Genomic DNA, 23,429 nt, shown 5'->3' on the forward strand with positions numbered 1-23,429 from the left:
TCACCATGAAGCAAAAGAGATTATTCGGTATTAGCCCCGGTTTCCCGGAGTTATCCCAAACTATAGGGTAGGTTGCCCACGTGTTACTCACCCGTCCGCCGCTAACGTCAAAGGAGCAAGCTCCTTTTCTGTTCGCTCGACTTGCATGTATTAGGCACGCCGCCAGCGTTCGTCCTGAGCCAGGATCAAACTCTCCATAAAAGAAATTTGATTAGCTCAAATTGTTTTGCTGGCATCATGTTTGATGTCCAAAATTATGTTTCGTTCACTAGCAAAACTAGCTACTTAAAACTTTATTGATTACGTTTTGCTTGTTCAGTTTTCAAGGTTCATTTTGTTTATTTCGTTGTCACCTCTTGGCGACTCATTTATAATATCAAGATTCCAAAATAAAGTCAACAGTTTCTCCAAAAATATTTTAATACAATATATAAATGTTTCAAAAAACAATTATGGTTAAAATGCTCACTATTTAATTGATTACTATTATTGCGAAGTGTTTGTTAAGAAAAAATTATATTAGCACTTGCGTAGAGTACATCTCTTACCTAATAAAAAAGGCAAACCACATAATATAGTTTGCCCGTCTATCTATAAATTAGTTATGATACGTGAAATATAAAAACTGCGATTTTTCCCTAAATCAAAAATTTCCCCTGAATGAATTAATTTAATAAGTGGTCTTGTTGGGGCAAATTTATTTACAAACATTACTTCCCCACGTTCTAAATTAGAAAGCTCTACAATTGTACCTATCGGAAGATCTGCAACAATATCAATTAATGCACGTACTACTTTAATATCAAATTTACCAAACTCAGATTCATTAATCATTTCAATTACTTTAAATGAAGATTGTTTCGTTCTATATACTCGTTCACATGTCATAGCATGAAAAACGTCTGCAACAGCAATGATTTGTGCAAATATAGAAATATTGGCGATCTTTTCGTTCTTCGGATATCCACTACCATTTAAACGTTCATGATGTTGGAAGATTGCTTCTTTCATCGTTTCTTTTAAAATGGTCAAATCTTTCACCATATTATGGCTATAAATCGGGTGTTTATATATCTCATCATATTCTTGCTCTGTTAATGGTGTCTTCTTATCCCTAATACGAGGATGTACTTTAGCCATACCACAATCAGCCAATAAACCACCGATGGCTACTTGAATAGTGGTTCCTCTATCATAACCAAGTTTTTGAGCAATAACTGAGGCAATCAGACCAGTTGCTACACAATGATGATACAGGTAGTCTTTTGGATTTGAATACTCATTTAAATCAAAAATAATAGTACGATCTTCTAGTACCATCTCTACTAAAGGTAAAATAATTGTTCTGGCCTTTGCAATATCCACCTTGGCGCCCGCTTCCCAGTTTTTAAATTCTTTTTTAAACTGTTCAACAGAATGATTATAGATTTTCCTAAAAGTTGGAAGTTCTTCTATTATAACTTCGACATCACTTTCATTCTTTTCTACACGAATATCATTTTCACTTTTATAAACGGGGACGGTGAAAATATTAAATGCATGAAAAACTTGCAAGTGTACATAAGAAATCATTGTATCTTTGAAAATAATCGGATACTGTGTATTAGCAAATATATCTTCAGAAATTACCTTGCCAACACCTAGCTCTGAAATTGGAACATGTATAGTTTCCACAGAATGAACACCTCTCCACTATTTCTTGCTTCAAAATAAGGTATTATCATTTTATCATGGAATTCAAAATAATTACTTATTTTTCATTATTTACGTAAAAAAACCGATGACGACATTCAATAATGTCGTCATCGGATTATATTATTCTTCGACTTCCTCTTCGTCTTCAAAAGACTCTTCTGCTTTTTCCACTTTAGCGACAGTTGCAACCAATTCGTCATCTCCTAGTCGAATTAAACGTACACCTTGCGTACTGCGCCCAATTAATGAAATATCATTTACATCCATACGGATAAGCATACCATTAATAGTTATAAGCATTAAATCCTCAGAACCATCGACGGTTTTTACAGCCACCATTGGACCATTCTTATCTGTAATCTGAATAGTTTTCAGTCCTACTCCACCACGACTTTGTAAACGATAGTCCTCTTCAGAAGTACGTTTACCGTAACCTTTTTCAGTTACTACTAATATTTCTTGCCCTGGTTCAACAATCTCCATGCCAACTACTTCATCACCATCACGTAGCTTAATGCCTCGAACACCACCAGCTGTACGGCCCATAGATCGAATGTCGTCTTCTTGGAAACGAACGAGCATACCATCGCGAGTACCAATAATCACTTGTTTCTCTCCATCTGTAAGACGTACCGAAATAAGATCGTCGTCTTCTCTCAAGCTGATTGCGATTAAACCATTTGTTCGGATGTTAGCAAATTGTGATACAGGGGTACGTTTTGTAATACCTGTTTTTGTGGTAAAGATAAAGTAAGCATCTTCATCAAACGACGCAACACGAATCATAGCTGTTACTTTTTCGCCTTTTTCTATATTAAGCAAGTTTACGATTGGTAACCCTTTAGCAGTACGACCGAACTCAGGAATTTCATATCCTTTTGCTCTAAATACTTTACCTTTAGACGTGAAGAATAAAATTGTATCGTGGGTAGAAGTATTCATTAGATGCTCTACAAAGTCGTCTTCATTTGTACCCATTCCTTGTACACCACGACCACCACGCTTTTGACTACGATATGTATTCGCAGCTAAACGCTTGATATAGCCATTATGTGTTAAAGTAACAACTGAGTTTTCAACAGGAATTAAATCCTCATCCTCAATCATTTCAATTCCACCTGATGTAATCTCAGTACGGCGCGTATCATTAAAACGTTCTTTCAACTCTAAGATTTCAGTACGAATAATATCTACAATTTTCTCTTCATCTGCTAATATTGCCTTTAATTCAGCTATAAGAACTTGAAGCTCTTGATATTCTGCTTCAATTTTTTCACGTTCTAAGCCACTTAATCGAACGAGGCGCATATCTAAAATAGCTTGAGCCTGACGCTCCGATAAGCTAAAGCGTTCCATTAATTGAGGTTTTGCTTCTTCACCACTACGTGAACCACGTATAATAGCGATTATTTCATCAATATGATCGAGTGCGATTCGTAAGCCCTCTAAAATGTGAGCGCGGTCTTCAGCTTTTCGAAGATCAAACTCTGTACGACGACGAATAATTACTTTTTGGTGTTCTAAATAATGGTATAGCATTTCTTTTAAGCCTAATACTTTAGGCTGACCATTTACTAAAGATAGCATATTGATACCGAAGCTAGATTGCATAGCTGTTTGTTTATATAAATTATTTAGTACAACATTAGCATTTGCATCTTTACGAACTTCAATCACTACACGCATACCACGACGGTCTGATTCATCACGTAAATTTGTGATTCCATCTATTTTTTTATCACGTACAAGCTCTGCAATTTTTTCAATGAGCTTAGCCTTATTCACTTGGTAAGGCAATTCATGAATAAGAATTGTTTCCTTACCATTTGCCTTTTGCTCAATTTCCACTTTCGCCCGGATGATAATGGAACCTCGACCAGTTTCATAGGCTCTACGAATACCACTACGTCCTAAAATTAATCCTCCAGTGGGAAAATCAGGACCAGGAATGATTTCCATCAGCTCTTCAGTCGTAATGGCTGGATTTTCAGAAAGTGCTATAACAGCATCAATTGTTTCGCCCAATTGATGTGGTGGAATATTTGTTGCCATACCTACAGCAATCCCTGCAGCACCGTTGACTAAAAGATTTGGATAGCGACTTGGTAAAACTATTGGTTCTTTTTCTGATCCATCATAGTTGTCTGTATAGTCAATTGTATCTTTATTAATATCACGGAGCATTTCCATTGCTATTTTAGACATACGTGATTCTGTATAACGCATGGCTGCTGCGCCATCACCATCAACAGAACCGAAGTTTCCGTGACCATCAACAAGCATATAGCGATAGCTAAAATCTTGTGCCATACGTACCATTGCATCATAGATGGAAGAGTCACCATGTGGATGATACTTACCCATGACATCCCCAACGATACGCGCTGACTTTTTGTAGGCTTTATCTGCTGTATTACCTAATTCCTGCATCCCATATAAAATACGACGATGAACTGGTTTTAATCCATCACGTACATCAGGTAATGCACGTGATACAATTACACTCATTGCATAATCAAGAAAGGATGTTTCAATTTCTTCTGTGATATTAACTCCTTTAACACCGGAGCGTTCTTGTTCTGACAAAGTGTAGACCTCCTCTCAAGAAAAATTAGATATCTAAATTAGCGTATACGGCATTTTCCTCTATAAATTGACGACGAGGTTCAACTTCATCGCCCATTAAACGTTCAAATGCTTGGTTTGCTTTAATTGCATCATCTAATTCTACTTGTAATAATGTGCGGTACTCAGGATCCATTGTTGTTTCCCAAAGCTGCTCAGCGTTCATTTCACCAAGACCTTTATAACGCTGCACATTTGGCTTTGGCATTTTTGGTAGCCGTTCTAAAATTTCTTTTAATGTCTCTTCATCATAGCAATACTCAATATGTTTACCTTGTTTCACTTGATAAAGTGGTGGCTGTGCAATATAAATATAGCCTGCTTCTATAAGTGGTCGAAGGAAACGGAAGAAGAATGTTAAAAGTAATGTACGAATATGTGCCCCATCGACATCGGCATCTGTCATGATAATGATTTTATGATAACGAGCTTTCTCTAAATTAAACTCCTCACCAATCCCAGTGCCAAATGCTGTTATCATCGCACGGATTTCCGCATTCGATAAAATTTTATCTAGTCGAGCTTTCTCAACGTTAAGGATTTTACCACGTAAAGGTAAAATTGCTTGGAAGTGTCGATCACGTCCAGATTTAGCTGAACCGCCGGCAGAATCACCCTCAACAATATAAATTTCACAATCAGCTGGGTTAGTAGAAGAACAATCTGCTAATTTACCTGGTAAGCTTGATACTTCGAGCGCATTTTTACGACGAGTAAACTCACGTGCTTTTTTCGCAGCTACACGAGCACGGGCTGCCATCAGTCCTTTTTCCACAATTTTTCGTGCAACCGTTGGATTTTCTAGCATAAAACGCTCAAAGCCATCTGAGAACAAAGAATTGGTAATTTGACTTACTTCTGAATTCCCTAACTTTGTTTTTGTTTGTCCTTCAAATTGCGGATCTGGGTGTTTAACAGAAACGATAGCTGTTAACCCTTCTCGTACATCCTCACCTGTAAGATTAGCGTCAGATTCTTTTAGTAATCCACTTTTTCGTGCATAGTCATTAATAACGCGTGTAAGGGCTGTTTTAAACCCTGACTCATGTGTACCGCCCTCATACGTATTAATGTTATTGGCAAATGAAAAAATATTAGAAGAGAATCCAGCGTTATATTGCATAGCAATTTCTACTGTGATACCATCCTTCTCTCCAAGAACATCAATTGGATCATGGATTGGCTCTTTAGATTGATTTAAATGTTCAACATAAGAACGAATACCACCTTCATAGTGGTATGTTGTTGAGCGAATCTCTTCTTCACGTTCATCAGCAATCGTAATCTTAATACCACGATTTAAATAAGCCAATTCTCTAATACGATGAGCTAAAATATCATATTCATAAACAGTTGTTTCTTTAAATATTTCTGGGTCAGCTTTAAAACGCGTTGTTGTACCATTATGATCTGTATCACCGATAACTGTTAACTCTTGAACTGTTTTTCCACGTTCAAATTTTATTTCATGGATATGACCCTCACGATGTACTTGGACAATTGTTTCAACAGAAAGTGCATTTACTACTGATGCTCCAACTCCATGAAGCCCTCCAGAAACTTTATAGCCTCCACCGCCAAATTTACCACCAGCATGTAAAACAGTCATAATAACTTCAACAGCTGGCTTACCCATTTTTTCTTGAATACTGACGGGAATACCACGACCGTTATCTTCTACACGAATCCAGTTTTCTTTTTCAATTGTTACTTTGATATCTGTACAAAATCCTGCAAGTGCTTCATCGATACTATTATCAACAATTTCCCATACTAAATGGTGAAGCCCTTTAGAGCTAGTTGAACCGATATACATCCCTGGTCTTTTACGTACTGCTTCTAAACCTTCTAATACCTGTATCTGATCGGCCTCATAAGCTTGGTTTTGTAAACCTTCGTTCTCTATAGCCACGGCTTTCATCTACTCCTTCATAACATCATTGTGTGTAAATGAATGAACAGTCAACCGAGCTGACTATTACCATTCTTTTTGTAATCTAAAAAACTACCCTGGCTAACTTCTTTCAATCGCACCTTGTTTCACGTGGAACAGTTGAGCCTGTTCCATCGTTTCATGATGAATTCCCTCCACACTAGTGGTTGTAACAAAGGTTTGGACTTCACCCTGAATGGTATTTAATAAATGCGATTGGCGATAATCATCGAGTTCCGATAAAACATCATCTAAAAGTAGTATGGGTGTTTCATTTGTTTCTTGTTTAATTAATTCAATTTCAGCAAGCTTTAAAGACAATGCAGTAGTACGCTGCTGTCCTTGTGAACCATAAGTTTGTACATCATAGCCATTCACTAAAAACTGTAAATCATCTCGGTGTGGACCAACTAATGTCACGCCTCTATCAAATTCACGTTCTCTCGCTTCAATTAATTTTTGATGTAAAGTATTTTCAATTTCACTAGTAGAGTGCTCTTTTTCAATACCAGCTACCGTACGATATTTTATAACCAGTGTTTCCTTACCTTGCGATATACCTGCGTGTATGGGTTCCGCCCACTCCTGCAATAAATCCATAAATTGAAATCTTTTACGAATAATTTGGGTAGCAGCGTGAATATATTGTTCATTGTAGACCTCATACATCACATCATTGGACATGGACTTCCCTTGGTTCATTTTTAAAAAATGGTTACGTTGTTTTAAAACTTTTTGAAAGGTTAATAAATCATGTAAATAGACAGGCGAAATTTGCCCAATCTCCATATCAATAAAACGTCGACGTATTTGCGGACTTCCCTTTACAACGTTCAAATCCTCTGGCGCAAACATAACGACATTCATTTGACCAATATAATGACTAAGGCGACTTTGCTCTATATGATTTATCTTGCCCTTTTTACCTTTCTTTGTAATCGTAAGTTCGATCGGTAAAATACCATGCCTTTTTTTAACGGCCCCTTCTATTTTACCATAGTCTGAATCCCAACGTATCAATTCTTTATCGTTCGTTGTTCGATGGGACTTAGCCATTGCTAAAACATAGATGGACTCCATAACATTTGTTTTTCCTTGTGCATTTTCACCAATGAAAACATTAATTTTTGGAGAGAAGTTTAAAGCTAAGGCATCATAGTTACGGTAATTTGTAAGTTTTAATTGCTCAATATACATAATTTATTGTCCAGTTGGTCCTATAATTTGAAAACGACCACATCCAGGAATATTTATAATATCTCCATTACGTAATTTCCGACCTCGACGATCGTCTACTTCTCCATTTACATATACAGCATGTTCTTGTAAAAACCACTTGGCCATTCCACCTGAACTAATGGCATCAGTAATTTTTAAAAGTTGCCCTAACGTGATGAACTCCTCATCAATTTTAATGTCCTGCATAGTGTGTTCCCCTCCGAATACAGACTGTCTATCTCTCTATCATACCTAAAATTACGTCATAAGTAAAAAAAGATAGTCACTATGAGCGACTATCTTAACAGATCTTATATTCTTTAGTAAGTTCGTACAGGTAAAATTAATTGTAAAATAGCATCATCATGAACGGAACGTAAAATAAACGGTCTCATTGCCCCAGTAAATTGAATAACCACGTCTTGTCCATCTATTGCTTTTAATGCTTCCATCATATATTTTGCACTGAATGAGATTTTCAAACCATCCCCTTCTAATGCTTCCACAGGAATTTCTTCTTGTACTTTACCGATTTCAGGGGAATTAGAAGAAACCTCAACTGCTTGGTTATCTAGGATTTCAAAACGGACAACATTATTACGATCTCCTCGTGCAACAAGTGATGCACGGTCAATAGCTTGCAATAATGATTTACCATTAATTGTTACATTTGTTTGATATTCTTCAGGAATTAAACGAGTTGTGTCAGGATAATTTCCTTCCAGTAAGCGAGAGAAGAATAATACATCACCAGTTTTAAATAATACTTGCTGACTTGTAATAACGATTTGGACAAGATTTGTAGAATCTTCAAGTACTTTATTTAATTCATTCAAACTTTTCCCTGGAATTACTACACTATGTTCAACTTCTGGTAAATTTTCGAGTTGTACTTTTCGTCTTGCTAAACGATGACTATCTGTTGCAACACAGATTAATGTTTCATTTTTGATCTGCCAGTTTACACCTGTCAACACGGGTCTACTTTCTGAAGTGGCAACAGCGAATACTGTTTCACGGATAATTGTTTTTAAGAGATCAGCAGGAATAGTAAATTTTTGATCTTCTGTAAGCTCTGGTAATAAAGGATACTCTGCTGCATCTGAGCCAATTAAATGGAATTCCGATTTCCCTGAACGAATATGCGTTTGGAAACCAGGTGTTACTTGTATTTCAACATCGTTTGTTGGTAATTTACGTACGATTTCATTAAACATACGTGCTTGTACAACAATTGAGCCTGTTTCTGTAATGTGAATAATTTGTTGTCCATCTTCCTCTACTGGAATAAATGTTTGAATAGTTATATCTGCATCACTACCAGTTAAGCGGATACCTTCCTCTGTTACGTCAATTTTAATCCCAGTTAAAATCGGAATAGTTGTTTTTGAACTTACTGCTTTCATGACATCATTTAAACCTTCTAATAAACGGTCACGTAAAATATCAAATTTCATTCGTTTTCCCTCACATATTTATATTATTTATTTATATAAAATAAAAAGATATAGTAATAGGTCCTGTGGATTTGTGGATAAGTGTATTTTTATGAATAAAATCAGTCTATCCACATGTAGATAGACTGTGTATAAGTTTGTGTTTAAATAGTTAGTTTGTCCACAGCAATTACTTGCCTAGCATACTACGAATTTGTTTAACATCTTGTTGAAGTTGAACGTCATTTTTCAACATAGAAGATATTTTTTCGTGCGCATGGATGACAGTTGTATGATCACGGCCACCAAATTCTTCGCCAATTTTGGGCAGCGAAAAATCTGTCAACTCGCGTGATAAGTACATAGCGATTTGACGTGGAAAAGCAATTAATTTAGTACGTTTTTTGGCAGCGAAATCTTCCAATCGTATACTAAAATGTTCCCCTACTGCATTTTGAATGTCTAATATTGTCACTGTTCGCGGTTTTGAATTTGGAATGATATCCTTCAATGCCTCGGCAGCTAATGTCGCTGTAATATCTTTGTTTACAAGTGATGAGTAGGCAACGACGCGAATAAGCGCACCTTCAAGCTCCCTAATATTGGAGTCAATCTGGTTCGCAATATAAAGCATTACTTCATTTGGTACCTCTAGACCGTCTGCTTTTGCTTTTTTACGCAAAATAGCGATACGAGTTTCCAAATCGGGTGGCGCAATATCAGTTATTAACCCCCACTCGAAACGTGAACGGAGCCGATCTTCTAAAGTTGGGATCTCCTTAGGAGGTCGGTCACTTGATATAACAATTTGTTTGGATTCTTCATGTAAAGTATTAAAAGTGTGGAAAAATTCTTCTTGAGTTGATTCTTTTCCAGCAAGGAATTGAATATCATCAATTAGCAGTACATCCACGTTGCGGTACTTATTGCGAAAATCAAGTGCTTTGTTATCACGAATTGAGTTAATAAATTCATTTGTAAATTTCTCGGATGATAAGTACACTACTTTAGCATTTGGATTATGCTCTAATACATAATGACCAATAGCGTGCATTAAGTGCGTTTTACCTAGCCCTACTCCCCCATAAATAAAGAATGGATTGTATGCCTTAGCAGGTGCTTCAGCTACAGCTAGCGAAGCTGCATGTGCAAAGCGGTTACCAGAGCCAATAACAAACGTGTCAAAAGTATATTTCGGGTTTAACATACCTGGTGAAATATCATGATGTTCATTATTTTTTGCTTGGATAATCGGCGCTGGCAAATCAAAATCGTCCGAATCCTGGTTTTTTTGAACAACAAATTTAATAAGCAAGTCTTCGCCTGTTAGCTCCGTTAATATACCTGTAATCAAATGAATATAATGATTTTCAAGCCAGTCTCGAGCAAACGAATTTGGCGCAGCAATTGTCACAGTGGACCCACTACCATTGTAAGATAGTAACTTCGTAGACTTTAGCCACGTTTCGAAGCTTGGTTTAGAAATTTTTTGTTCAACTTGAGCCAGGACATTGTTCCATAGTTCTTCTAAATGTTCCAAGCTGCTAATCTCCTTTACAGTGTTCAATACAAAAAAAAATCGCATTTATAGAATTGTAAATACGTTCATTTTATAACTCGTCCACATAATCACAAGTTGTGGATAAAAGTTAACCAAAGGCTGTGATGAAAATTATCCACAGCATATTAACAGTTGTGGATAATTAAAATGTTCGTTTTAGTTTTCAACAAAGTGAAGCACAGTAATCGTATCAGAAAAACAAAGCTATTTCAATAGTTTGTGAAACTTATCCACATAGCTTACAGTTATGCACTTTATAGTTGTCCACAAGCACTGCTTATGTGAGAAACCTGTAGATAATTGTTGTGGATAAAAAATAATGCAAAAAATACTATACACAACTCTGTGTAAAAAAAACAAGTACTCTGTGGATAAATATTTTTATGTTTATGTAGAAAAAATATTTCTAGTAGAGTTCCAAACACTAGAAAATTGAGAATAGAATAAATAGATAGTTGGACGGATTAAAAGAAATTTGTGAAATTCATTGACAAAATAACTAGATACTTTATATAATATTCGAGTCTGTATGTTGAAAAATTCAACTCATATCAGGAGGTGTCTATATAAATGAAACGTACTTACCAACCAAAAAAACGTAAGCACAGCAAAGTACACGGTTTCCGCGCACGTATGAGCACGAAAAACGGTCGCAAAGTTCTTGCTGCTCGTCGTCGTAAAGGAAGAAAAGTTTTATCAGCATAAAATAAGTCCACTGAGCCACATCAGTGGTCTTTTTTTTCTTTATTTTTGGTAAACCTAGAAATGAGGATCAAAAGATATTATCTAATAGCAGGTGAAAGAAATGAAAAAACGCCAACGAGTGAAGAAGAATGATGATTTTCAAAAGGTGTTTAAAAAAGGTAAATCTTTCGCTAATCGTCAGTTTGTTGTTTATTTTTTAGTAAAAGAGGGACAAACGGAATTTCGTGTAGGTTTATCAGTTAGTAAGAAGCTTGGGAATGCGGTAACACGCAACCAAGTAAAACGCTATATTCGACAAAGTATTCATGAATTAAAAGATGAGCTAAAGCCGAATATGGATTATGTTATTATCGCCAGACATCCGGCGGCCACTATGGATTTTCATGAAGTGAAACAAAGTTTGCAGCATGTACTACGAATCGCAAAGGTAATGAAAAAAGTGTAATGTATGCAACCAAGTGGTGAAATTACGCCTGTACTGTTAGCAATAGAATAAATAATATGTGATTTTGCATAAAATTATATGTAAGAGAATTATACACACGGGGGTATTTGTGGCGAGAGTTTTCGCTTAAAAATATGTAAAATTCACAACTTATCTTAGGAATAAGTGTGTGTAGTTAGAATATTTAGTAGAGTGAATGTTATAGGCATGATAAAATAACTGATAACTTTATCTTCATCGAGGACTCTCAAAAGTGGACTGAAATAAAGATAAGGCTACTGACGTTAAACCGATTATGTGATAGGAAACTGTCGGTACAAAAAGAACCATAAGAATAAGAAAAAGTGAATAGTAATTGTAGGGGGAAGAAGGTTGAAAAAACAACATTGGGTAATTTTGTCACTAGTATCGGTAGCCTTACTACTTTCTGGTTGTACAGAATTCAATGAACCAATTTCCAAAGATAGCACAGGCTTCTGGAATGAATTCATTGTTTGGCCGTTGGTATCAGCAATAAAATACTTTGCTGATCTGCTAGGTACGTATGCATGGGGGATCATTGCCGTAACGATTATTATTCGTTTAGCAATTTTACCATTGATGATCAAACAAACAAAGAGTTCTAAAAAGATGCAAGAAATTCAACCAAAATTGAAGGAACTGCAAAAGAAGTATGCTTCTAAGGATGCTCAGACACAACAACAATATCAGCAAGAAATGATGAAGTTAATGAGTGAATCTGGAGTAAATCCACTTGCAGGATGCTTACCAGTAATCATTCAAATGCCAATCTTAATTGGTTTCTATCATGCAATTAGCCGTATGAATGCAACATCAACATTTGATTTAGGGAATTTCTTTATCTTCCCGCTAGCAGATCCTGCACCTGCATTAGCTATTACAGCTGGCTTAATGCAATTTATCGTGTTACGTACAGGACCAGCAATGGATAATCCTCAAATGAAAATTATGATGTATATTATGCCATTCATGATTATTGGTTTTGGTATGGCCTTACCAGCTGCATTATCATTATACTGGGTAATCGGAAACATTATTTCGATTTTCCAAAACTTGTACATTTATAAACCTTGGAATAAAGATAAAACACAACCTGCTCAAAATGGAGGGGCTAAAAAGTGAAACAACTTACGCAAATAGGCGCAACAACACAAGAAGCGATCTCATTGGCGTTACAGAAACTTGGCAAAACCCGTGAACAAGTAGATGTTGAAGTTTTACAAGAAGGTAAAAAAGGATTTTTAGGTTTTGGTGCACGTTCTGCAGAGGTACGTGTAACAGTAAAAGAAGTTCAGGTTCCGACAATTGAAAGCGACAATGCGCAATTGCAGGTAGTAACTCAATTATATGAACCAATAGAAGTAGATGATGTTGAAACACTAAGTTCACAAGTTTCTGAACAACCAAGTGAAATGGAAGAAGTTCAACAAGTCGTTAAAGAACAAGATGAGGATGGAGACTCAGCAAATCCAATTGAAGAGGCAAAGGCTTATTTAAGTAATATCGCTGAACAATTGGCTATTCATGATCTTGAGATTGCTACGACACGCGAAGGGAAATATGTATTATTTCAACTAAAAAGCGAGAAAGCTGCCCTGCTTATAGGGAAACGAGGTCAAACATTAAATTCCTTACAGCAATTAACGCAACTCGTATTAAATAAAAGCGCAAAGCAGTTCTTAATGGTGAAACTAGATGTAGAAAACTATCGCGAGCGTCGACAAGTAGCTTTAGAATTACTTGCGGATCGAATGGCGGATAAAGCATTACGCTTAAATCAACGTGTGGCATTTGAACCAATGCCGTCTTACGAACGGAAGATAATTCATAATCAATTAGCAAATCGTCTAGATCTTGAAACGTATTCAGAAGGTACGGAGCCTAATCGTTATTTAGTAATAGAACCAGTAAAAAATAATTAGATGATTTCACATAATCATACAGACAATATATTTTGAAAGGTCATTTTATCTTTTAGATAAAATGACCTTTTTTAATGAAACATAGCAAATTTTGTCGAAAATAGGATTAGCGAAAAATTGATTTTATCCACATTTGGAAATGATCCTTACTTTAGATTTTGCTGAAAATATGTTAGTCTAAGGTGTTAGTAAGTATTGGTCGGTTTTGATTATCCACATGTGGATAACGTTGAGGAGGTCATTAAATGGAGTTCGATACAATTGCTGCGATATCCACACCGATGGGTGAAGGTGCCATAGCCATCGTTCGTTTAAGCGGAGACGAGGCTGTGACGATTGCAGACAAAATATTCAAATCACCCGGGGGTAAAAGTTTAACAACGAAAGATTCGCACACTATTCATTATGGACATTTAGTCGATCCTAAGTCTAATGAGGTAGTAGAGGAAGTAATGCTATCACTGATGCGTGGGCCAAAAACATTCACACGTGAGGATGTAGTTGAAATAAACTGTCATGGTGGATTAGTTTCAGTCAAACGCGTGTTGCAACTTGCTTTAACAAATGGAGCAAGATTAGCTGAGCCAGGTGAATTCACAAAACGTGCCTTTTTAAATGGACGTATTGATTTATCACAGGCTGAAGCAGTAATGGATTTGATAAGAGCTAAAACAGATCGTGCGATGAATGTGGCGCTGGGTCAAATGGATGGAAAATTATCGAGACTTATTGGTGATTTGCGCCAAGCTTTACTAGAGACATTAGCCCAAGTAGAGGTTAATATAGATTATCCAGAGTATGATGATGTAGAAGAAATGACTGTACCTGTATTAGTAGAGAAATGTACATGGGTAAAAAATGAAATTATAAAACTTTTGCAAACATCTTCTCAAGGAAAAATTTTACGTGAGGGATTATCAACAGTTATTTTAGGACGTCCGAATGTAGGAAAATCTTCACTATTAAATAGCTTAGTACAAGAAAATAAGGCCATAGTGACAGATATTGCAGGGACTACTCGTGATATTATAGAGGAGTACGTCAATGTCCGAGGTGTTCCACTTCGTTTAGTGGATACAGCGGGTATTCGGGAAACAGAAGATATTGTTGAACGAATTGGAGTAGAACGCTCACGGGAAGCTCTTCGTGGAGCTGATTTAATTCTGTTTGTATTAAACTATGCAGATGAATTAACTGCTGAGGATGAGCGTCTATTCGAAACAATTGAAGCGATGGATTACATCGTTATTGTCAATAAAACAGATTTACCGCAAAAAATTGATTTGGCTCGTGTCAAAGAATTAGCTGGTGAGCATCGCATTGTAACAACTTCTCTGCTACAAGAGGAAGGTATTACAGAGCTAGAAGAAGCCATTGCTGCATTGTTCTTTGAGGGACAAATCGAAGCGGGCGATTTAACATATGTTTCAAACGCAAGACACATTGCCCTTCTACACCAAGCACAAGCAACGGTAGAAGATGCAATAGCAGCTGCACAGAACGGTGTACCAGTTGATATGGTACAAATTGATGTAACAAGAACATGGGAAATACTTGGCGAAATCATTGGTGATACTGTTCAAGAAAGCCTCATCAATCAACTATTTTCTCAGTTCTGTTTAGGAAAATAATTTTCAGAAAGAAAGGAAGGTACGAGCATGCCAACAAAATATGAGGCAGGCACGTTTGATGTGATTGTGATTGGTGCTGGTCATGCAGGTTCAGAAGCTGCACATGCCGCAGCTAAAATGGGTGCTAACACATTAATGCTAACAATCAATTTAGATATGATTGCATTTATGCCATGTAATCCATCTATTGGTGGTCCTGCCAAAGGAATTGTCGTACGTGAGATTGACGCTTTAGGAGGCGTCATGGGGAAAGTGATAGATAAAACGCATATTCAAATGCGAATGTTGAATACAGGGAAAGGCCCAGCTGTACGTGCATTGCGCGCTCAAGCGGACAAAGTTTTGTATCAACAAGAAATGAAACGAGTATTAGAGGAAACACCAAACTTAACAATCCATCAAGGAATGGTTGAAGAGTTAATTATTGAGGATGGGGAAGTAAAAGGGGTCATTACACAAATTGGTGCCGTTTATCGTGCTAAAACAGTTGTCGTGACAACAGGTACTTTCCTACGTGGTGAAATCATTATTGGTGATATTAAATATTCAAGTGGACCTAATAACCAACAACCGTCAATTCGCTTAGCTGATAATTTAAAAGAGCTAGGTTTTGATCTAGTTCGATTTAAAACAGGTACACCACCACGTGTGAATAATCGTACAATAAATTATGACAAAACAGAGATTCAACCAGGAGATGATGTTCCACGTGCATTTAGTTTTGAAACAACTGAATTCATTATGGATCAGCTACCTTGCTGGTTAACATACACAAGCCCTGAAACTCATGAAATTATTGAAGCAAATTTACATCTTTCACCGATGTATTCAGGGATGATTAAAGGGACAGGTCCACGTTATTGCCCATCTATTGAAGATAAAGTTGTACGTTTTAATGATAAGCCAAGACACCAAATCTTCTTAGAGCCAGAAGGCCGCAATACACGTGAGGTTTATGTTCAAGGTTTGTCAACAAGCCTACCAGAGCATGTTCAAACACGTTTACTAAAATCTATACCTGGCTTAGAGAATGCGGAAATGATGCGTGCTGGTTATGCTATTGAGTACGATTCAATTGTGCCAACACAATTATGGCCAACTTTAGAAACCAAACGTATTAAAGGCTTATATACAGCAGGTCAAATTAACGGTACATCTGGCTATGAAGAAGCTGCCGCACAAGGCTTAATGGCGGGCATGAATGCTGCTGCTAATGTACTAGGTAAAGACGAATTAATTTTAAGCCGTTCGGATGCTTATATTGGCGTTTTGATCGATGACCTAGTGACTAAAGGAACAAATGAGCCATATCGTTTATTAACATCTCGTGCAGAGTATCGTTTACTATTACGTCACGATAATGCAGATCTACGATTAGTAGAGTTAGCTTATCATATGGGGATGATTCCACAAGAAAGATATGCTAGTTTCAATGAGAAAAAAGAGCTGATTGAAAATGAAATTGCACGTCTTCGTGAAGTCATTATTAAGCCAAATGAAGCGACACAATCTGTTATTCGCTCTGTTGGTGGTAGTGAATTAAAAGACGGTATTCGTGGTGCAGATCTATTAAAACGCCCTGAAATGCATTATGAGTTAATTGCTTCTTTAATTCCGGCAGAAATCGAATTAGCGGATGAAGTGAAAGAACAAATTGAAATTCAGCTTAAATATGAAGGCTATATCGAAAAAGCATTGCAACAGGTAGAGAAACTACACAAAATGGAAAACAAAAAAATTCCTGAGAATATTGATTACGATGCTATTTCAGGTTTAGCAACAGAAGCGCGTCAAAAATTAAAACAAGTTACACCACTGTCTATTGCGCAAGCCTCTCGTATTTCTGGTGTTAATCCAGCTGATATTTCAATTCTGCTTGTTTATATTGAACAAGGTAAAATTGCGAAAGTAAGCAGCTGATCATCAACAACAGTAAAGTGAATAAGAGGCGGGCATACCATTGTGCCCGCTTCCTATTTTTAAGGCTATACTATTAGTTGGAGTTGTATAGCTAGAACAACAAAGGAGACTTTACATGAACGAACAACAATTTATTGAGGCTCTGAAAGAGAAAGGTATCGAACTTTCTGATATACAGATTGCTCAATTTAAAAAGTATTTTGAATTACTTGTTGAGTGGAATGAAAAGATGAATTTAACTGCCATTACAGATTTAGAAGGCGTGTATTTAAAGCATTTCTTCGATTCGATTAGTCCTTCATTTTACTTTGATTTTTCAAAAGTCATAACTGTTTGTGATGTTGGGGCAGGAGCTGGTTTCCCAAGTATCCCAATTAAAATCTGTTTCCCACATTTACAAGTTACAATTGTCGACTCTTTAAATAAAAGAATTACCTTTTTAAATCATTTAAGTGATGAGTTACAATTAGAGAATATGCATTTTGTACATGCTCGAGCGGAAGAGTTTGGCCAAAATTTAAATTACCGTGAACAATTTGATGTAGTAACAGCACGTGCTGTAGCTCGTTTATCAGTTCTAGCAGAGTTATGTGTACCTTTAGCAAAACAAGATGGATATTTTGTTGCTTTAAAAGCCGCAGCTGGGGCAGAAGAACTAAAGGATGCTAAAAAAGCTTTAACAACATTAGGTGTTAAACTGAGAGAGGAATTTTCTTTCAAGCTACCTGTTGAAGAAAGTGAACGCATTTTATATATATTTGATAAAATAAAAGGAACACCGAAAAAATATCCGCGTAAGCCAGGTGTACCAAATAAAACACCGATTCAATAATTAGTGTTTCATGTGAAACTTCTCAAAGTGGAAAATATTTTTTCTATTTTGAGCATACATACTAGTTATGGATGGTTCACGCAAAAGACATCTATGAACTATATACATTTAAAGAAATATAATAAATAATAATAGAATGACACAGAGCAAGATAGTTACTTAAAGGTGGTGCCACTTGGATGAAAAGTCCTTTTTCACGTTTTTTTGGAGGCGGAAGTAAAACAGAGCCTATTGTGAAAAATGAAGTAGAACAAGCAGAGGCGGTTCATGCAGCGGAAGAAGTCATAAAGTTGCCTATTGATCAAATTGTACCTAACCGTTTTCAGCCACGTACTATTTTTGATGATGAAAAAATTGAAGAATTATCAAGAACCATTCATACACATGGTGTGATTCAGCCAATTGTTGTACGTAAAACATCAGACAATCAATATGAAATTATTGCTGGTGAGCGTCGTTATCGAGCGATGAAAAAGCTACAATGGACAGAGGTCCCTGCTATTGTACGTAATTTAACTGATAAGGAAACAGCATCTATTGCGTTAATAGAGAACTTGCAGCGTGAAGAGTTAACTGCAATTGAAGAAGCGGTAGCCTATCAAAAATTATTAGAGCTTCATGAGCTAACACAGGAAGCACTTGCCCAAAGACTTGGAAAAGGACAATCCACTGTAGCCAACAAATTACGTTTATTAAGGCTGCCAGATGAAGTACAGCAAGCTATTTTGAAGCGGAAAATATCTGAACGACATGCACGTGCATTAATTGCTATTAAAGATCAACCATTGCAACTAGAAATTTTACAGCTAGCAATTGAAAATGATTGGAATGTGCGACAGTTAGAGGAGCAAATCCAAGCTATATTACATCCTGTAGCTGATGAGCAGGAAGAATCCATTCCAAAGAAAGCTAGGCCGAAACGTAAAGCTATAAGTAAAGATGTGCGTATTGCTTTGAATACCATCAAACAGTCGTTAACGATGGTAACGAAAAGTGGGATTACGGTGAAAACAGAAGAAGAAGATACAGAAGAATACTATCAAATTACAGTGAAGATTCCTAAAAAGAAAAAAGTGTAATAAATTATTTTGGAAAAATAATTTATGATCAAATTTATCACTGTACAAGGGAGATATCTCAGAAGGTTTATAGAGATATCTCCTTTTTTGTATTTATTCTTAATATTTTATACAACTCTCTTCAAATTTTTTGATAGAATGAAAGTTAGATAGCGGATTAAATAGTGATTTTACAAATGATTTGTCAAAGTAAACTTTGATAGATGAAAGCAGGTGCTTTTAAATGGGTAGAATTATAGCAATCGCCAATCAAAAGGGTGGCGTAGGTAAAACAACAACTTCGGTCAATTTGAGCGCTTGCCTAGCATACTTAGGTAAGAAAGTGCTTTTAATTGATACTGATCCGCAGGGGAATACAACAAGTGGACTTGGTATTAATAAAGGGGAAATACAGGGTTGCATTTATGATGTGCTCATTGATGATGAAGATGTTCAAAATGTCATTCAAAAAACAAATGTAGAAAATTTATCTATCGTGCCAGCAACAATCTCACTTGCAGGTGCAGAAATTGAATTGGTTTCGACTATTTCCCGAGAAGTACGTTTAAAACATGCCTTACAAAATGTGAAAGAGGATTTCGATTATATAATTATTGACTGTCCACCATCTTTAGGGCTTTTAACAATCAATGCGTTAACAGCTTCAGATGCGCTTATTATTCCTGTACAATGTGAATATTATGCATTGGAAGGGTTAAGTCAATTACTATCAACAGTTCGCCTCGTTCAAAAGCATTTGAATCAACAGCTTTACATCGATGGCGTTTTATTAACAATGCTAGATGCACGCACAAACTTAGGCTTACAAGTTATTGAGGAAGTGAAAAAATATTTCCAAGATAAAGTATATAAAACAATAATCCCCCGTAATGTGCGATTAAGTGAGGCACCAAGTCATGGTCAACCAATCATCACTTATGATGCAAAATCTAGAGGTGCAGAAGTTTATTTAGAGATGGCGAGGGAAGTGATTAAAAATGGCTAAAGGTCTAGGAAAGGGTATTGGGGCATTATTTCCAGGAGAGTCTTTAGAACACAGTGGTCAAGTGGAAGAAATCCAATTAGATTTAATTGTTGCGAACCCATTTCAGCCACGTAAAATTTTTGATGAAGAAAGTTTACAAGAATTAGCTGATTCTATTAAAGAACATGGAGTTTTGCAGCCAATTGCTGTACGTAAAAAAGCACGCAAGTTTGAAATTGTTGCGGGAGAGCGTCGTTACAGAGCTTGTCTATTAGCTGGCCTCGAGGTTATTCCTGTCATTATAAAAGAGCTATCAGATGCACAAATGATGGAGCTTGCTATTTTAGAAAACCTCCAACGTGAGGATTTAACTGTTATTGAAGAAGCAGAAGCCTATCAGAGTTTAATGGAAAACTTACATTTAACTCAGGAGGAGTTATCGAAGCGATTAGGAAAAAGTAGACCACATATTGCCAATCACGTTCGGCTACTGGCATTACCAGAAGATGTACGTAAATTGATGAATGATGGAACTTTATCGATGGGGCAGGGACGGGCATTACTCGGCTTAAAAAATAAAAGAAGAATATCAGAAGTGGCTAATAAGGTAATAAATCTAGGATTGAATGTACGTCAAGTTGAATTATTAGTGCAAAACTTAAATGAAGAAGTTTCACGTGAAACAATCCCTCCTAAGAAAAAAGATATCTTTGTAACTGCAAAGGAGTCTCAATTACGAGACTACTTTGGAACAAATGTTCAAATAAAGAAAACAAGCAATAAAGGGAAAATAGAAATTGAATTTTATTCTGAAGATGATTTAGAGCGAATATTGGAAATATTAAACATACAGGAAGAATAAAATAATATTTCTATAACTTAATCAGAGCGCCAAGCAAATAGGCGCTCTCTATTTTTTAGAGAGAAAGAAGGCTTAAGTGTGGTATTACTAGGGGCATTGATAAATGCTGTGTTAATTATAGTAGGAGCATTAGTAGGGCGCATTTTTAAAAATATCCCTGAATCTATGAAATCTACGGTTCTTTCTATTATTGGTTTAGCCGTCACATTATTAGGGATAAAAATGGGCTTTGAAAGTGATAATTTTATTATATTGGTAGTAAGTTTAGTGGTAGGTACAGTAGTAGGTGAGTGGTTAGATTTAGATAAACAAATGAATCGTCTTGGTAAATGGGTAGAGAGTTTATTTCGTACAAAAAGGGATGACCAAAATCAAATTAGCATAGCAGAGGGCTTTGTCACTGCCTCACTAATTTTTGTTGTAGGATCAATGGCTGTTATAGGTGCTCTTGATAGTGGTCTTCGTAATGATCATAATGTACTCATTACTAAAGGATTAATAGATGGATTTACATCCATTATTCTAGCATCGACATTAGGTATAGGTGTAATGCTATCCGCTGTACCTGTCTTTGTTTATCAAGGATTAATAGCTCTTTTTGCAGGTGTTATAAGTTCCTTTATCCCTGATGCAGCACTACAAATGTTCATTACAGAAATGACGGCTGTTGGCGGGGTTATGATTATGGCAATAGGGTTAAACATTGCAGGTTTAGCTAAGATCAAAGCTGCTAACTTGCTGCCAGGTATCGTTATTGTTGGTATTATGGTGGCTATCTTCTACATTTTTTAGTGAATAACGATGAGCAGCTAGTAATAATGCTCTTGAAAGCTTTTCAGCCATTGCATAAGAAATATGAAGTCTGGTATTTTGTAAAACAAGCATTTCCATAAAGCCTCCAATATTGACGATTCCTTTCACGGAAATGTCTCCAATTGGGGGTAATTCTTTTTTTACAGCTTTTCCAGGAAAAATGGGTCCACTTTGAACTGAAATATGACCAACATTTTGCTCACTGCCGAGACAGGCATCAATCGCAATAATGAATGGTTTTGTAGTATGATTGTGTAGCTGTTGCATTGTAGAATCTAGGTTTAGAGCATGTAAAGGATCTTCTAAGGAACCTACAATTTCATAAGGAAAGCTAACAGATTTTTTTAAAAAGCTACCAGTTAATGGACCAAGTGTATCTCCCGTACATCGGTCACTGCCAATACAACAAAAAATTAGTCTTTCATGATGAAACGGTATATGTTCTAAAAATAATGTACTTAATTGCCAAACAGCATTTTTACTCTCATGATGAAGGGAATAAGGTAGTAACGAATTTGGTATAGTATTCATAAAAAAACTCACTTTCTTTTTATTTTTAGAAGTGCTCAATTTTTATGCAGTATACGCAAATTTTTAGCAAGTTATTCAAGAGGTGGTAATGATGGAAAAGAATAAAAAGTTAATGGAGAAATACTGGGACAAGCTCACATCTGAGGATCTTTGGGAAAAGGTTATTGATGCATCTATAGAAATTTTGCTCATTCTATTAGTATCGTGGATCGCTGTAAAATTAGGTAAAAAATTTATTAAAAAAGTGTTTTTAATCCGTATGCGTTCACCATTGAGCCACTCAGACCGACGCCAACGAACAATTTCAAGATTATTACAAAGTGTGATTTCGTATGTCGTTTATTTCTCTGCAATCATTGGTATACTTTCTTCCTTAAATATTAAGGTAGCAGGTTTATTAGCGGGTGCAGGAATTGTTGGTTTAGCAATAGGTTTTGGAGCTCAAAGCTTAGTAAAGGATGTTATTACTGGATTCTTTATTATTTTTGAAGACCAGTTTGGTGTAGGCGATTATATAAAAATAAATGCTGCAGAAGGTACAGTTGTAGAAATTGGCTTACGTACAACAAAAATTAATGGTGCTACTGGTGAACAGTTCATCATTCCTAATGGTGCCATAGGCGAAGTCGTCAATTATTCTGTTAACAACTCCAAAATTTTTATAGATTTACAAATGGCCACGGATGCTGACTTTGAGAAAGCAGAAGGGATTATTAATAAGTATTTAGAGACATTGCCTAAGATGCATAAAGAATTAATTGCAGCTCCAGTATTTCTAGGTGTGCAAAATGTTAAAGGGACAGAAGTAACCATTCGTATAGTTGCTGAAACATTACCGCAGCAACAATATGGAGTAGCACGTACCATACGCCGCGATATTACGAAACTCTTTGAAGAAAATAATATACCAATGGTCTATCCAAAAATGATGTTCTATGGCAAAGATGAGGGGAGAAGTGTGTAAGATGGAGGCAAAAAAATTTGGTTTAAATGATATTGTTGAAATGAAAAAACAACATCCATGCGGTACCAACAAATGGAAAATTATTCGTATGGGGGCGGATGTACGTATCAAATGCGAAGGATGTCAGCATAGTGTCATGATTCCACGTCGTGAATTTGAGAAAAAAATGAAAAAGGTTTTATTTTCTGCGGAAGAGTCGTAACATCAGGCATATTAGACTTTTTCTGGGTGAATCAATATAATAGATAAGGTTATATGAGAGAAAATTTGAA

General features: G+C 36.2%; 21 protein-coding genes and 1 rRNA gene. 13 read left to right on the forward strand and 9 right to left on the reverse strand.

Translation table 11 applies throughout. The annotated features are described in order from the left end of the window. The 8 genes from NY607_RS16415 to dnaA all read right to left on the reverse strand — a co-directional run. A 16S ribosomal RNA gene (locus NY607_RS16415) occupies positions 1 to 201 on the reverse strand; the annotation flags it as partial. A gap of 390 nt (positions 202 to 591) precedes the next feature. After that, entirely contained in the window at positions 592 to 1,674 is a 1,083-nt protein-coding gene (locus NY607_RS16420) for an HD-GYP domain-containing protein (protein ID WP_048395194.1), read from the reverse strand. A 141-nt stretch (positions 1,675 to 1,815) separates the two neighbouring features. Continuing rightward, on the reverse strand, positions 1,816 to 4,281 hold the full coding sequence (gene gyrA / locus NY607_RS16425; protein WP_066038361.1) for a DNA gyrase subunit A: 2,466 nt from the start codon (positions 4,279 to 4,281) through the stop codon (positions 1,816 to 1,818). A gap of 25 nt (positions 4,282 to 4,306) precedes the next feature. Continuing rightward, positions 4,307 to 6,241, reverse strand: coding sequence for a DNA topoisomerase (ATP-hydrolyzing) subunit B (gene gyrB, locus NY607_RS16430; RefSeq protein WP_131521712.1), 1,935 nt, complete (start codon positions 6,239 to 6,241; stop codon positions 4,307 to 4,309). Between the two features lie 93 nt (positions 6,242 to 6,334). After that, positions 6,335 to 7,450 (reverse strand): DNA replication/repair protein RecF, encoded by a 1,116-nt coding sequence (recF, locus tag NY607_RS16435; RefSeq protein WP_131521713.1) that lies wholly within the window; start codon positions 7,448 to 7,450, stop codon positions 6,335 to 6,337. Positions 7,451 to 7,453: 3 nt separating this feature from the next. After that, positions 7,454 to 7,678 (reverse strand): S4 domain-containing protein YaaA, encoded by a 225-nt coding sequence (gene yaaA, locus NY607_RS16440; protein ID WP_131521714.1) that lies wholly within the window; start codon positions 7,676 to 7,678, stop codon positions 7,454 to 7,456. A gap of 113 nt (positions 7,679 to 7,791) precedes the next feature. Further along, positions 7,792 to 8,928, reverse strand: a complete 1,137-nt coding sequence (gene dnaN, locus NY607_RS16445; protein ID WP_131521715.1) for a DNA polymerase III subunit beta — start codon at positions 8,926 to 8,928, stop codon at positions 7,792 to 7,794. 169 nt (positions 8,929 to 9,097) lie between these two features. Then, a complete protein-coding gene (gene dnaA, locus NY607_RS16450; RefSeq protein ID WP_369700628.1) occupies positions 9,098 to 10,492 on the reverse strand; it encodes a chromosomal replication initiator protein DnaA in 1,395 nt (464 codons plus the stop codon). 546 nt (positions 10,493 to 11,038) lie between these two features. On the opposite strand from dnaA, the gene rpmH reads away from it, so the two are divergent. The 11 genes from rpmH to NY607_RS16505 all read left to right on the forward strand — a co-directional run bounded on the left by rpmH (position 11,039) and on the right by NY607_RS16505 (position 21,641). Further along, positions 11,039 to 11,173 carry a 50S ribosomal protein L34 gene (rpmH, locus tag NY607_RS16455; protein WP_004233310.1) on the forward strand — a complete coding sequence of 45 codons (135 nt, stop codon included), beginning with the start codon at positions 11,039 to 11,041 and terminating at the stop codon, positions 11,171 to 11,173. A gap of 100 nt (positions 11,174 to 11,273) precedes the next feature. Next, complete coding sequence (gene rnpA / locus NY607_RS16460) at positions 11,274 to 11,618, forward strand: ribonuclease P protein component (RefSeq protein ID WP_048395204.1); 345 nt, start codon at positions 11,274 to 11,276, stop codon at positions 11,616 to 11,618. A gap of 372 nt (positions 11,619 to 11,990) precedes the next feature. After that, positions 11,991 to 12,761: a membrane protein insertase YidC gene (yidC, locus tag NY607_RS16465; RefSeq protein ID WP_025115704.1), complete on the forward strand. Its 771-nt coding sequence runs from the start codon at positions 11,991 to 11,993 to the stop codon at positions 12,759 to 12,761. Then, positions 12,758 to 13,561, forward strand: a complete 804-nt coding sequence (jag, locus tag NY607_RS16470; RefSeq protein ID WP_259420005.1) for an RNA-binding cell elongation regulator Jag/EloR — start codon at positions 12,758 to 12,760, stop codon at positions 13,559 to 13,561. Before yidC ends, jag begins: the two co-directional genes overlap by 4 nt. Before the next feature lie 245 nt (positions 13,562 to 13,806). Then, on the forward strand, positions 13,807 to 15,192 hold the full coding sequence (gene mnmE / locus NY607_RS16475; RefSeq protein WP_131521717.1) for a tRNA uridine-5-carboxymethylaminomethyl(34) synthesis GTPase MnmE: 1,386 nt from the start codon (positions 13,807 to 13,809) through the stop codon (positions 15,190 to 15,192). Between the two features lie 27 nt (positions 15,193 to 15,219). After that, complete coding sequence (gene mnmG / locus NY607_RS16480; protein WP_259420006.1) at positions 15,220 to 17,112, forward strand: tRNA uridine-5-carboxymethylaminomethyl(34) synthesis enzyme MnmG; 1,893 nt, start codon at positions 15,220 to 15,222, stop codon at positions 17,110 to 17,112. Between the two features lie 115 nt (positions 17,113 to 17,227). Further along, positions 17,228 to 17,944, forward strand: coding sequence for a 16S rRNA (guanine(527)-N(7))-methyltransferase RsmG (gene rsmG, locus NY607_RS16485; protein ID WP_131521719.1), 717 nt, complete (start codon positions 17,228 to 17,230; stop codon positions 17,942 to 17,944). Positions 17,945 to 18,123: 179 nt separating this feature from the next. Further along, positions 18,124 to 19,023 (forward strand): nucleoid occlusion protein, encoded by a 900-nt coding sequence (gene noc, locus NY607_RS16490; RefSeq protein ID WP_131521720.1) that lies wholly within the window; start codon positions 18,124 to 18,126, stop codon positions 19,021 to 19,023. Between the two features lie 223 nt (positions 19,024 to 19,246). Next, positions 19,247 to 20,008 carry a ParA family protein gene (locus tag NY607_RS16495; protein WP_048395216.1) on the forward strand — a complete coding sequence of 254 codons (762 nt, stop codon included), beginning with the start codon at positions 19,247 to 19,249 and terminating at the stop codon, positions 20,006 to 20,008. Then, entirely contained in the window at positions 20,001 to 20,849 is an 849-nt protein-coding gene (locus NY607_RS16500; protein WP_259420007.1) for a ParB/RepB/Spo0J family partition protein, read from the forward strand. Before NY607_RS16495 ends, NY607_RS16500 begins: the two co-directional genes overlap by 8 nt. 78 nt (positions 20,850 to 20,927) lie before the next feature. After that, on the forward strand, positions 20,928 to 21,641 hold the full coding sequence (locus NY607_RS16505) for a DUF554 domain-containing protein (RefSeq protein WP_259420008.1): 714 nt from the start codon (positions 20,928 to 20,930) through the stop codon (positions 21,639 to 21,641). On the opposite strand, the gene yyaC is transcribed toward NY607_RS16505, so the two are convergent. Continuing rightward, positions 21,561 to 22,193, reverse strand: a complete 633-nt coding sequence (gene yyaC / locus NY607_RS16510) for a spore protease YyaC (RefSeq protein WP_259420009.1) — start codon at positions 22,191 to 22,193, stop codon at positions 21,561 to 21,563. The genes NY607_RS16505 and yyaC overlap by 81 nt on opposite strands. Positions 22,194 to 22,284: 91 nt before the next feature. Here yyaC and NY607_RS16515 point away from each other — a divergent pair, with 91 nt between their 5' ends. Continuing rightward, positions 22,285 to 23,157 (forward strand): mechanosensitive ion channel family protein, encoded by an 873-nt coding sequence (locus NY607_RS16515; RefSeq protein WP_131521723.1) that lies wholly within the window; start codon positions 22,285 to 22,287, stop codon positions 23,155 to 23,157. A gap of 1 nt (position 23,158) precedes the next feature. Beyond that, complete coding sequence (locus NY607_RS16520; protein WP_048395226.1) at positions 23,159 to 23,359, forward strand: DUF951 domain-containing protein; 201 nt, start codon at positions 23,159 to 23,161, stop codon at positions 23,357 to 23,359. Positions 23,360 to 23,429 lie beyond the last annotated feature (70 nt).

Source organism: Lysinibacillus sp. A4 (assembly GCF_024919535.1).
GTDB lineage: Bacteria > Bacillota > Bacilli > Bacillales_A > Planococcaceae > Lysinibacillus > Lysinibacillus capsici.